The 12,002-nt window shown below is 62.6% G+C and carries 11 protein-coding genes and 1 riboswitch; of the genes, 7 read left to right on the top strand and 4 right to left on the bottom strand.

All coding sequences use genetic code 11. The features are described 5' to 3' along the window. Window positions 1-57 precede the first annotated feature (57 nt). From WH87_RS00885 to gcvPB, 6 genes are all read left to right on the top strand, one after another. Window positions 58-699 carry a F0F1 ATP synthase subunit B gene (locus WH87_RS00885; protein WP_156167879.1) on the top strand — a complete coding sequence of 214 codons (642 nt, stop codon included), beginning with the start codon at window positions 58-60 and terminating at the stop codon, window positions 697-699. A 5-nt stretch (window positions 700-704) separates the two neighbouring features. Further along, entirely contained in the window at window positions 705-1,193 is a 489-nt protein-coding gene (locus WH87_RS00890) for a F0F1 ATP synthase subunit B family protein (RefSeq protein ID WP_245622279.1), read from the top strand. Between the two features lie 165 nt (window positions 1,194-1,358). Next, a riboswitch (glycine riboswitch) is annotated at window positions 1,359-1,447 on the top strand. A 159-nt stretch (window positions 1,448-1,606) separates the two neighbouring features. After that, window positions 1,607-2,764: a glycine cleavage system aminomethyltransferase GcvT gene (gene gcvT, locus WH87_RS00895; protein WP_046137716.1), complete on the top strand. Its 1,158-nt coding sequence runs from the start codon at window positions 1,607-1,609 to the stop codon at window positions 2,762-2,764. Between the two features lie 10 nt (window positions 2,765-2,774). Beyond that, window positions 2,775-3,140 carry a glycine cleavage system protein GcvH gene (gcvH, locus tag WH87_RS00900; protein WP_046137690.1) on the top strand — a complete coding sequence of 122 codons (366 nt, stop codon included), beginning with the start codon at window positions 2,775-2,777 and terminating at the stop codon, window positions 3,138-3,140. Window positions 3,141-3,149: 9 nt separating this feature from the next. Continuing rightward, a complete protein-coding gene (gcvPA, locus tag WH87_RS00905) occupies window positions 3,150-4,493 on the top strand; it encodes an aminomethyl-transferring glycine dehydrogenase subunit GcvPA (protein WP_046137689.1) in 1,344 nt (447 codons plus the stop codon). Further along, entirely contained in the window at window positions 4,490-6,013 is a 1,524-nt protein-coding gene (gene gcvPB, locus WH87_RS00910) for an aminomethyl-transferring glycine dehydrogenase subunit GcvPB (RefSeq protein ID WP_046137688.1), read from the top strand. Before gcvPA ends, gcvPB begins: the two co-directional genes overlap by 4 nt. A gap of 214 nt (window positions 6,014-6,227) precedes the next feature. Here gcvPB and WH87_RS00915 read toward each other — a convergent pair whose 3' ends face one another. From WH87_RS00915 to WH87_RS18705, 3 genes are all read right to left on the bottom strand, one after another. Continuing rightward, window positions 6,228-6,818, bottom strand: coding sequence for a hypothetical protein (locus tag WH87_RS00915; protein WP_046137687.1), 591 nt, complete (start codon window positions 6,816-6,818; stop codon window positions 6,228-6,230). 22 nt (window positions 6,819-6,840) lie between these two features. Continuing rightward, window positions 6,841-7,335, bottom strand: a complete 495-nt coding sequence (locus WH87_RS00920; protein ID WP_046137686.1) for a peroxiredoxin — start codon at window positions 7,333-7,335, stop codon at window positions 6,841-6,843. 127 nt (window positions 7,336-7,462) lie between these two features. Beyond that, window positions 7,463-8,272: a protein-disulfide reductase DsbD domain-containing protein gene (locus WH87_RS18705; RefSeq protein ID WP_052726205.1), complete on the bottom strand. Its 810-nt coding sequence runs from the start codon at window positions 8,270-8,272 to the stop codon at window positions 7,463-7,465. A gap of 129 nt (window positions 8,273-8,401) precedes the next feature. On the opposite strand from WH87_RS18705, the gene WH87_RS00930 reads away from it, so the two are divergent. Next, window positions 8,402-8,977 carry a YqgE/AlgH family protein gene (locus WH87_RS00930; protein ID WP_046137685.1) on the top strand — a complete coding sequence of 192 codons (576 nt, stop codon included), beginning with the start codon at window positions 8,402-8,404 and terminating at the stop codon, window positions 8,975-8,977. A gap of 77 nt (window positions 8,978-9,054) precedes the next feature. On the opposite strand, the gene WH87_RS00935 is transcribed toward WH87_RS00930, so the two are convergent. Beyond that, window positions 9,055-11,937, bottom strand: coding sequence for an EAL domain-containing protein (locus WH87_RS00935; RefSeq protein ID WP_046137684.1), 2,883 nt, complete (start codon window positions 11,935-11,937; stop codon window positions 9,055-9,057). Window positions 11,938-12,002: the final 65 nt, after the last annotated feature.

The following is a 12,002-nucleotide window of genomic DNA, read 5'->3' on the forward strand; positions in this document are numbered from 1 at the left end:
GGCTGCGCACTATTATCCGGCCTTCTGCCGGACTGACCGGATTTAACGGGACCTCACCTGATGGTAACGCAAGCCTACGCCCAAGAGGCGGTAACCCCGGCCGAAGAGCATGTGACCGTTGACGGCACCACTGGTGCAGTTGACGCGACCCACGCCGATCCGACCGCTGATACCCATGCCACCACCGAAGCGCATGATGGTGGGCACTCCGATGTGTTCCCTCCCTTCGATCCGGCAACTTTCCCATCCCAGCTGCTCTGGCTGGCGATCAGTTTTGCTGCGCTCTATCTCCTGATGAGCAAGCTGGCCCTTCCTCGGGTTGGCTCCATTCTGGAAGAGCGTAAGGCACGTATAGATGCCGATATCGCTGCGGCCGATGCCAGCCGGCAGAAGACCGACGCGGCTATCGCTGCTTACGAAGCCGCTCTCGCTGCTGCCAAGGCCAAGGCCCAGGGCATTGCTGCAGAGACTGGCGATGCGATCAAGACCGAGCTCGCGACCAAGCGTAAGGCCGTCGAAGCCGATCTCGCATCCAAGGTGACGTCCGCTGAGGCCCGCATTGCGGCGACCAAGGCTGCTGCCATGTCGCATGTCGATGAGATTGCTGCAGAAACTGCACAGACTGTCGTGACCCAGCTGGTCGGCGACGTCTCGGCTGACAGCGTTCGCGCTGCCGTCGCCAAGGCCAGCAAGGAGTAACGACGATGGCAGAGTGGATGGATAACAGTTTTTGGGCCGCCGTCGGTCTGGTCCTGTTCCTTGGCCTTATGGTCTATTTTGGCGTGCCACGCGTTATCGGCAAGATGCTCGACAAGCGCATCCAGCAGATCGCTGACGAACTCGAAGCAGCCCAGAAGCTGCGCGAGGAAGCCGCTGCCCTGCTCGTGGAATATGAGCAGAAACGCATTGCCGCTGAAGGCGAAGCCGAAGAGATCATCGCCGCTGCCAAGCAGGAGGCCGAGCGCCTGACTGCCGACGCACAGACCGCCCTTTCGGAAATGGTCACGCGTCGTACCAAGGCTGTGGAAGACAAGATCGCCCAGGCAGAAGCTCAGGCCGTTGCTGAAGTGCGTGCCCGCTCCGCGGATGTCGCGATCGAAGCCGCCCGCGCTGTGCTCACCGACGAAATGAACCGCAAGGGTGCTCAGGTCGTCGACAAGGCCATCGCCGATGTCGGAAGCCGCCTGAACTAAGGTTCGGATGGATTTGAAATTTGAAGGCGGGCCGCAAGGTCCGCCTTTTTCGTTTGGCATCACCTCGCTCACCACTCGTGGCCTCGGGCTTGACCCGAGGGTCACGACCGGCGTTGCAAAACCGCCCTCCCCCCGATTGACGCCCCTTGGATTCTCCACCATGGTGCCCTCACTGCGGGAGAGATTGGATTTTCTCCAGCGCCGAAGGAGCAACCGCCCCGGAAACTCTCAGGCAAAAGGACCGCAGTACCGATACAACTCTGGAAAGCGGACCGGCACAGCGCCAGGTCCCACCGAAGGAGCAACCGGCGCTCAGCCGGGAAATCTCTCAGGTGATGAGGACAGAGGGGGCACGGAATTCGCCGCAAGGCGAGTGTAGTCGTGTCGCCTTGTTCAATTTCCGGGATGTGTTGATGGCCCAGACCTCAGCCGAAGACCTCAAGATCACGCCCCTGTTCGATCAGCACGTTGCCGCTGGCGGCCGCATGGTGCCGTTCGGGGGCTATAACCTGCCCGTGCAATACCCCTCCGGCATCATGACGGAGCACAAATGGACCCGCGAACAGGCTGGCCTGTTCGACGTGAGCCATATGGGGCCGAGCTTTTTGGCGCTCACCCAGCCAAGCGGCGACGCCGAAGCCGATCATGCTGCCATTGCCGCCATAATCGAGCCGCTGATCTCCGGCGACATTGCTGCCCTCAAGCCCGGCCAGATCCGCTACACCCTGCTGCTCAACGAGACCGGTGGCGTCATCGACGATCTGATGGTCGCGCGTACCACGACGCCGGGCACGCTCTACATCGTGGTCAACGCCGGGACCAAGGAGGGCGACTTCGCTCGGATCGCCGCTGCCGCTGGCGACAAGGCCAAGCTGACCCGGGCCGATGATGGTGCACTTCTCGCCCTGCAAGGACCCGAGGCCGTTGGCGTGCTGAGCGCCATGATCCCGGGCGTCGTTGAGCTCGGCTTCATGCAATTTGGCACCTTCGAGTGGTCAGGCGAAACGCTAACCATCGCCCGCGCTGGCTATACCGGCGAAGATGGCTTTGAAATCCTCTCCTCTGCGGCCACTGCACCCACGCTGTGGGCAGCACTGCTCTCCGATCCGCGCGTCAAACCCGTTGGCCTTGGCGCCCGCGACAGTCTCCGCCTTGAGGCGGGTCTGCCGCTTTATGGCCACGACCTCAACGAGACCACCTCCCCCATTGAGGCCGATCTCGGCTTTGCCGTCTCCAAGCGCCGCCGCGAGGCCGCTGACTTTCCCGGTGCGTCCCGCATTCTGGCGGAGCGCGAGAACGGCCCTGCCCGCAAGCGCGTCGGCCTGATCGTTGAAGGTGCCCCCGCCCGCGAAGGCGCCGAAATCCTGGATGAGGCTGGCGCCGTCATCGGCGTTGTCACCAGCGGTGGCTTTGCCCCGTCGCTGGGCAAAGCTATCGCCCTCGGCTTTGTGCCGCCGACCCATACCGCCATTGGAACCAAGCTGGCTGTCAGCGTCCGTGGCCGTGCCCAATCGGCCGAAGTGGTGGCAACACCCTTCGTGCCCCATCGTTATTTCCGCAAGTCCAGTTGAGGGATCTGTCATGACCACCAAATTCACGCCTGACCACGAATACATTCGCGTCGAGGGCGCCACTGGCGTTGTCGGCATCACCAATTATGCGCAGGAAGCGCTTGGCGACATCGTCTTCGTCGAGCTGCCCAGCGTCGGCAAAGTGCTCAAGAAGGGCGACGAGGCCGCCGTCGTTGAATCGGTCAAGGCCGCCTCCGAGATCTACGCCCCCGTTTCGGGCACCGTCACCGAAATCAACGAAGCGCTCTCGGGCGAACCGGGCTTGGTCAATCAGGACCCGACCGCTGGCGGCTGGATCTACAAGATCGCCATCGCCGATGCGGGCGAACTCGATGGCCTGCTCGATGACGCCGGCTATGCCGACCTGACCAAGTAAGAGAGCTTCATGCGCTACCTTCCCCATTCCGATGCCGAACGCGCCGAAATGCTTGGCGTCATTGGCGCGGCCAATATCGATGCCCTGTTCAGCGCCGTGCCCAAATCGGCACTGAAAAGCTTCGATCTCGGCCTGCCCGCCCATAGCCCCGAATTTCTGGTCGAAGCCCATATGCGGGCGCTGGCCGCCAAGAACCGCGCGGGCGCAGACGGCCCGTTCTTCGTCGGTGCTGGCGCCTATCGCCACCATGTTCCGGCGACAGTGGATCATCTGATCCAGCGCTCGGAATGGCTCACCGCTTACACGCCCTATCAGCCCGAAATCTCGCAGGGCACCCTGCAGATGCTGTTCGAGTTCCAGACCCAGGTCGCCAAGCTCACCGGCATGGACGTGGCCAATGCCAGCCTCTATGACGGCTCCACCGGCACTGCCGAGGCCGTGCTGATGGCGCGCCGCCTGACCCGTCGCAACAAGATCGTTCTCTCGGGAGGCCTGCACCCGCATTATCGCGACGTGGTCCGCGCCTATCTCAAGGACGACGCCGACCTCGAAATCCTGTCGGCCTCCCCCGAAGGTCAGGGCGATATTCTCGACCATATCGACGAGAACACCGCCGCCATCGTGGTGCAGACCCCGGACTTTTACGGCCACCTGCGCAACGTCAAGACCGCCGCCGACGCCGCTCACGCCAAGGGCGCGCTGCTGATCGTGGTGATCACCGAGGTGGTATCGCTCGGCGTGCTCGAAGCCCCCGGCGCGCTCGGCGCGGATATCGTCGTGGCTGAAGGCCAGTCGATCGGCAACGCCCTGAACTTTGGCGGCCCCTATCTCGGCCTGATGGCGACCCGCAAGGAATTCATCCGCCAGATGCCCGGGCGCCTGTGTGGCGAAACCGTCGATGCCGATGGCCAGCGCGGCTTCGTGCTGACGCTCTCCACCCGCGAGCAGCACATCCGCCGCGAAAAGGCGACGTCGAACATCTGCACCAATTCGGGCCTCTGTGCCCTCGCCTTCTCCATTCACATGGCGCTGCTTGGGGAGGCCGGTTTCACCCGCCTTGCACGCCTCAACCACGCGCAGGCCTGCAAGCTGGCCGACGCGTTGGCCGGTGTGCCGGGCGTTGAGGTGCTCAACAAGTCGTTCTTTAACGAGCTCACCATCCGCACTGCCCAGCCAGCTGCGCAGCTGATTGAGCGTCTTGCCGAGCGCGGCATTCTGGCTGGTGTTCCCGTCAGCCGCCTTGAGCCGACCAATCCGGATGTCGCCAACCTCCTCGTCCTGGCGGCAACCGAACTCACCACCGATAGCGACATCAGCGAACTCTGCGTCGCTCTTGCGGAGGAACTGGCATGAGCATGAACAATCAGGGCCGCCCCACCGGCGTCGGCACGTCCGGCTTTGCCTCCACCTCCGGCTCAGCGCTGCTCCCCAATGAGCCGCTGCTGTTTGAAATCGGCGACACCGAGCATTCTGGCGTCGATCTGCCTGACGTGACCATCAGCAATGACCGCCTCGGCGGCTTCGAGCGTAAGTCCAAGCTTGATCTGGCTGGGCTCACCGAGCCCGAGGCGATGCGCCACTATGTGCGCCTCAGCCGCCTCAACCACTCGATCGACAGCGGCATGTACCCACTCGGCTCGTGCACGATGAAGCACAATCCGCGCCTCAACGAAAAGATGGCCCGCCTGTCCGGCTTTTCGGACATCCATCCGCTGCAGCCTGTTTCGACGGTTCAGGGCGCTTTGACGCTGATGAACGAGCTCAGCCATTGGCTGATGACCCTCACCAATACCGCTGCCGTCGCCCTGACGCCCAAGGCGGGCGCACATGGTGAGCTGCTCGGCATGATGGCGATCAAGGCAGCCCAGGACGCCGCTGGCCAGAGCCACCGCACCATCGTGCTGGTTCCCGAAAGCGCCCACGGCACCAATCCAGCCACCGCCGCGTTCCTCGGCTATTCGGTCAAGCCAATCCCGGCCCGCGCCGATGGCACGGTCGACGTGCAGGCGGTCAAGGATGCGCTGTCTACAGACGTTGCGGCGATCATGCTGACCAATCCCAACACCTGCGGCCTGTTTGAGCCACAAGTCATCGAGATTGCCGAAGCCGTGCATCAGGCCGGGGCGTTCTTCTACTGCGACGGCGCCAATTTCAACGCGATCATGGGTGTTGTCCGTCCGGGTGACCTCGGCATCGACGCCATGCATATCAACCTGCACAAGACCTTCTCGACGCCGCATGGCGGCGGCGGTCCCGGTGCTGGCCCCGTTGTGCTGTCCGAGGCTCTGGCGCCATTCGCGCCCGTGCCCTTCGTGCGCAAGGGTGCCGGTGGGCTTGAGCTGGTGGAACACGCCAAGGATAGCGCTCTGGGCCGCATTACGGCCTTCCAGGGCCAGATGGGCATGTATGTGCGGGCATTGACCTATATGCTCAGCCATGGCGGCGACGGCCTCGCACAGGCGGCGCAGGACGCCGTGCTCAACGCCAACTACATCAAGGCGCGCCTCGCCCACGCCTTCTCGGTGCCGTTCGGCGACTACCCGACCATGCATGAGGCGCTGTTCGACGATACGTTCCTGGCCGGCACCGGCGTCACCACACTCGATTTCGCCAAGGCGCTGATCGACGAGGGTTTCCACCCCATGACCATGTATTTCCCGCTGGTCGTTCACGGCGCCATGCTGATCGAGCCCACCGAAAGCGAAAGCAAGCAAACGCTGGATCGGTTCTGCGACGTGATGGAGGAGCTGGCCGCCGACGCCAAGGCGGGCAACAAGGAACGCTTCACCTCAGCCCCGCTCAAAGCACCGCGCCGTCGTCTGGATGAGACCCGCGCAGCTCGCTCGCCGATTTTGAAGTGGGAACGGACTTAAGAGTACCCCCACCTAACCTCCCCCTGAAAAGGGGGAGGAATGCGGCCGGTGCTTAAGCACAATGCCGCGCCAAACTCGATCAGTCCCTCCCCCTATCAGGGGGAGGCTAGGAGGGGGTACTCCGATGCCCCAGAAAACTCCCCAACGTCCCCCAAGGACAAAAAGGCCCGCGGAGCGATCCGCGGGCCTTTTGCTATTCAAACTGCACCAGAGCTTAGCCCTTGGTATCGAAACCGACCCAGATGGTGATGGTCTCGCCGCCCAGATAGGGGATCGCGACATTGTCGATCACCTTGACGAACTCAGCCGACTGGGCCGGTGGGGTGATGGCGACGGGGATGGTGTATTTCTCCGAGAACACAGCCTGACCATCGCGCTCGACAGCGAAGCGGATCGGCGCGTTGACGGTCGACTGGCTACCAGCGGGACCAAGCAGCACGCGGCCGACCACGCCCATATTCACGGTGATGAGGCCGTTCGAGACCACGCAGTTGCGCGAAGTTTCGTCGATCACGCCCTGGTATTGCAGCGCCTTGGCGTTCCCAGTCTGGCCATTGCCGTAATAGAACATCGCCTCGGTACCGGCGCGCACCTTGATCGGCGGGCACTGGGTGGCGATTGCGGGCAGCGCGCTCGACTGAGCCTGGGCCACAGCCGCTGGACTGGCCGTCGCGTTCTGCAGCGACTGGGTCTGCGCCGCAGAATTGCCGCCGCCAAACATGCCGCCCATCGAGCAACCAGCAAGCAGCGCCGCAACACCGCACAGAGCGGACAAGCGCAGGACCAGAGAAGTGGACTGGGTCATATAGGGTCTCCTGACGCTGACTTTAGGCATTTGCGGCTTCAAGCGCCATCAGAATGGCGGGTGCGCCGCTGGCATTGACGCCCGGCGCATCTTCGACGAACACCGCCTGAGCGATGCCATCACGGATCAGCAGGGCGGACCGCGCAAAGCGCTTGCCCATGCCTGCTCCGGAGAAATCTTTGGCAATTCCAAGGGCTTCGGCCAGATCGCCATTGCCGTCGGCAATAAAATCGACCTTGCCCAATGCGCCCGAGGCTTCAGCCCAGGCCTTCATCACATGCACGTCGTTGACCGACGCACAGACGATGCGGTCCACACCGGCAGCATGAAGCTTTTCGGCATTGGCCACATAGCCGGGCAGATGATTGACATGGCAGGTGGGGGTGAAGGCGCCTGGAACGGTGAAAAGGACCACGGTCCCCGCGCCCAACACCGCGTCACTGGTGGCATCGCTCACGCCGTCGGCAGTGACCAGTTTGATCCCCACGGATGGAATTGCGGATCCGTTTTCGATCATGCGTGATAGTCCCATGCCTCTGGCTGCCGGGCGGCGGCCACTTCCCCAAGAAATCGTGCATTCGGGATATGCGGCTTTGCCCCCGCATTCAAGGTCTGCGACCGACCTTCCCCGTTTACACGCGCTGCTAGCTCTTCGGCACCGTGATGGACCGCGAGACTTCGTATGGTCCCATGCTGGTCATGAATGTGATCTGAACGCTGCGGGTTTCCAAGCCGTGATCGCGGCTTTTACCCAGGATCGGGATCAGGACTAGGTTTGGTTCCGGGCTTTTTTGCGGCGCACCGAATAGCGGCTCGCCGGTGTCCGTCGCGGCAATCAGCGAGGCCGGGTCCACATCCGGATCGGCAATGTGCACCGCCAGCATGTCGTCATCTGCGCGGTACTCGATCGTGTCGAAAGGCTGGCTCTTGCCATCCCACTCGATCGGCACCTCGGCCGCCGCCTGCTTGATGCGCAGCCCATTTGGCATGTCCGCTTCATCGCCGTCGACGGGCAGACTGAAATGGGCTTGCGCCGGCACACAGATGTCCGAACAGACGCCCAGCACGGCCGAAACCTCAATATTATTCGCCCCCGCCGCGAGCTTCAGCTCGATCGGGAGCATGGTCGGGCCGAGATAGACGTAGTCCAGATAGCCATCGGCCTCGTATCGGGTCGGATAGGGCCAGAGAATTTCGTGATCCAGCACGCCAGTCGACCCAGCGAAATCAAGCTCGGTGGGCAGGCCGGTGTCGCCGGGCACACGCCAATAGGTCTTGGTGTTTTCCGGCATATCGAGTTCAAGCCCGATCAGCGCGGTGCCATCGGCATTGATCTGGCCAGTGCTCACCAGTCGCAGGTTCACGCCCGGAGCCACTTCCTGCCATGGCGTTTCGCCCGCAAAAGCGGGCACAACAAGGCTCAGGGTGGAGATGGCTAGGATCGACAGACGCATGATTGAGGCATTAGCGCAGGATGGGATGAAGAAATAGCTGACACGCCATCAGGCCTTCGTGATGGCTGCAGGACAGCCATTCGACCAAGTTAACTTGGCACAGGAGACGCGCGTCCCTACAATCACACCATGAACTCGCTTGAAGGACAATTCCTAGTGGCCATGCCCGACATGGCCGATGAACGCTTTGCAGAAAGCGTCATCCTGCTCGTTGGCCATGGCAGCGAGGGGGCGATGGGCCTTGTCATCAATCAGGAACTGACCGACCTGCGCTTCGCCGATGTGCTCGACGAGATCGACCTGGGCGATCCGGACGCGGTCATCCGCCTGCCCGAGGCGATCCGCGATCGCGTGGTGATGCGCGGTGGCCCGGTGGAAAAAGGGCGTGGCTTCGTGCTGCATTCCGCGGACTATCACAGCGGCAACACCTATCCGGTCGCCGAAGGCATCAGCCTGACCGCCACACTCGACGTGCTCAAGGCCATCGCCTTCGGCCCCGCACCCAAGTCTACATTTTTCGCGCTGGGGTGCTGTGGCTGGGCCCCGGGGCAACTGGAAGGCGAGATCAGCGACAATGGCTGGCTCACCGTGCCGTTCTCCCGTGAGCTGTTGTTCGATACGCCAGTGGAAGAGCGCTACGACGCCGCACTGGCCAGCCTGCACATTACGCGGGCGACGCTGAGCCCGGATGCCGGGCACGCCTGACCAAGGCAAACCCACAGGGCAAATCCCTCCCCCTATCAGGGGGAGGCCAGGAGGGGGTACTCTGATCCTCCGCCAGCCTACCGCGCCAACTGTGCGCTCAGCTTCTTGCCGAACTCAGGCCCGCTCATCGCTGCGCCAAAGGCGAAGCCCTGGGCATAGCGGCAGTTGAGTTGGCGCAGGCGCTCAATCTCATCCAGCGTCTCCACCCCTTCTGCAATCAGCATCAGATCGAGATCGGTGGCCAAGGCCACGACCGCCCGGATGATCGGCCCCTGCGTATGAGAAATGCCGTTCGCGTCGCTGATCTTCACGAATGGCGCGGGGATCTTGATGGTGTCGAAGGGGAAGCGGTGCAGATAGCTCAGCGATGAGTGCCCGGTGCCGAAATCGTCCAGCGCCAGACCCAGCCCCAGATTGCGCAGCGCCTGCAGCATATAGGCGGAGTGCTCTGGATTGGTCATCACTTGGCTCTCGGTAATCTCGAGCTTGAGGTGACGCGCCAGGTTCTTGTCCTGACTGACAAGGTTGCGCATGTCGTTGAGCAGCGTTTCGGTCGCCAGTTGGGTGGGCGACAGATTGACCGAAATGAAGAAGTCCTCGGGCAATCCACCCATGGAAGACATCCATTCCTTGGCCTGTGCCGCGGACTGTTCGAATGCCAGGCGGCCGAGCTTTTCGATCTGCCCAGAGCGTTCGGCCAGCGGCACGAACTCATCGGGATTGACCGCACCACGCGTTGGGTGGTTCCAGCGCATCAGGGCTTCAGCACCAGCGATCTGGCCAGTCTGAATATCCATGACCGGCTGGAACTGCACATGCAGCTCGCCCTGCTTCATGCCGCGTTCCAGGTCTTCCTCGCTGGCGCGATTATAGGCCGAGATCGAACGGGCAGAGGCGCGATAGGCCTCAATACGGTCGCCGCCAAGCCGCTTGGCGTAATACATCGCCAGTTCGGCATCGCGCAGCACGTCCGCCGCCGTTGCCGGATTGCTGTCGTAGATGGTGACACCAATGGACGCCGACAGCGTCAGGTCGCGATCACCAAAATTGAACGGAGCCTTCAGCGCCTTGCGGATCTGCTCGGCAGTTTCGGCAATCTTGCCCGCCGCCTGCTCGGAGGCCAGGATCACAGCAAACTGGTCGCCCGTGACGCGCGCAACGGTGTCGAGCGGACGCATGATGCGGGAGATGCGGCGGGAAATTGCCAGCAGCACAGAATCGGCCGCCGAGTGACCAATGCGTTCTTCGAGCTCCATGAACCGGTCGATATCGATCAGGAACACGGCAGGCTTAGTGCCGCCGGGCGTCCTTGCCCGCACCAGAGCGCGTTCCAACCGATCCAGGAACAGCATGCGGTTGGGAAGGCCGGTCAGGCTGTCATGCACGGCGTCGTGCAACAGGCGTTCGCGCGCTGCACGATCATCGGTCACGTCCTGCAGGGTGCCGACGATACGGTTCACCTGCCCGTCGCCGCCCAATACGGGCTTCACCCGCATGCGGAAGCTACGATAGCTGCCATCATGGCTGGCAATGCGCATGTCGGACGACACCTTGCCACGGCGCAGCTCCACCAGTGTATCGAACGCCGTGCGGAAACGGTCACGATCATCGGGATGCACCCGGTCAAGCCAGCGCTTGATGGCGCCCTTGAGCGCCCCGCGCTTTTCGCCGAGCCGCGTCGCCAGCTCATCGCTGACCGACACGCGATCGCGCTCGATATTCCAGTCAAAGACGAAGTCGCCCGAGCCAGTGAGTGCCAGAGCGCGGCGCTCGACTTCGCTCAGTGTGCCGATGGAAACCTGCCCCTCGGAGAAGGCGTGTTGTACTGCGGTAAAGCCGAGCAGCATGACCACGAGAACAAGGCCACCGCCCACAGCGGGCTGTGCCACGTCGTTGGACACCTGACCCGAAATCACCAGCCAGCAATAGAACAGCCAGGCGATGATGATGATCCAGGTCGGCACCAGCAGCACGGCGCGGTCATAGCCACGCAGCGCGAGCAGCAGGATCAGGAAGAAGCCCGAAATACCCAGCATCGCCAGCACGAGACGTGAGATCGTCGCCGCAATTTCAGGCTGGAAAAACGCGAAGGCAAACAGCGCGAGGAACAGGGTCGCCAGACCAAGCGCCAGATGCACAAACCGCAGATGCCATCGATGCAGGTTCAGATAGATAAATAAGAACCCGGCTAATGTCGTCGCTATGCCCGCCTCGGAGGCAGCTCTCAGCGGTTGCACCCCTCCCGCTGGTAGGCCCAGCAAGCGGCCCAAAACGCCAAAATCGATCAGCAGATACACCAGCACGGCCCAGGCAAAAGCTGCCGTCGCCGGGAATACGCCACGCCCCTTGACCACAAACATAATGGTCAGGAACACAGCCGCCAGCGAGGCCACGCCCAGCACCACGCCGCGGAACAACGTGAACGAGTTGACGTAATCACGATAGGCATTGGGCTGCCAGAGATAAAGCTCGGGCAATTTGTTGGATTGGAGCTCGGCCACGAAGGTCACGGTCGCGCCGGGATCGAGGGTCACCTCGAAGACGTCGGCCTCGCTGTCCACCAGCTTCACCGGACGAATGCCGGCGCTTGGGGTCAGCGCCTTAACGCGCTCGTCGCCCAGATCAGGCTGGATCAGCCCGGAGCCGGGCAGACGATAGAACGGCGCGACGAGCAGGCGCTCGATCTGCTGATCGCTTTCGTTGCGCAGCGCAAACAGTGCGAAATCTGGATTGGTGCCACGCTCGCTCGCTAGCACTTCGATGCGGCGGATAATGCCGTCCTCGCCCGGGGCGGTCGACAGCTGAACCTTGCCATCGGAGCCGGGAACGATCTCGATCACGTCGGACAGATTGACCGCGTTAACGTCCTGCGGGACGGAAATGACTTCGAACGCGGTGGCGGGCACGATCATCGCAAGCGCGAACGCAAGCCACATCGCGAGTGCTTTGAGGTGACGCATCAGGGGTGAGTATATCCTGCGCTAGGCTTCATTGTGGCGGCAACGCGCGGGGACAAAAATCACCC

The organism is Devosia epidermidihirudinis (assembly GCF_000971295.1).
Lineage (GTDB): Bacteria > Pseudomonadota > Alphaproteobacteria > Rhizobiales > Devosiaceae > Devosia > Devosia epidermidihirudinis.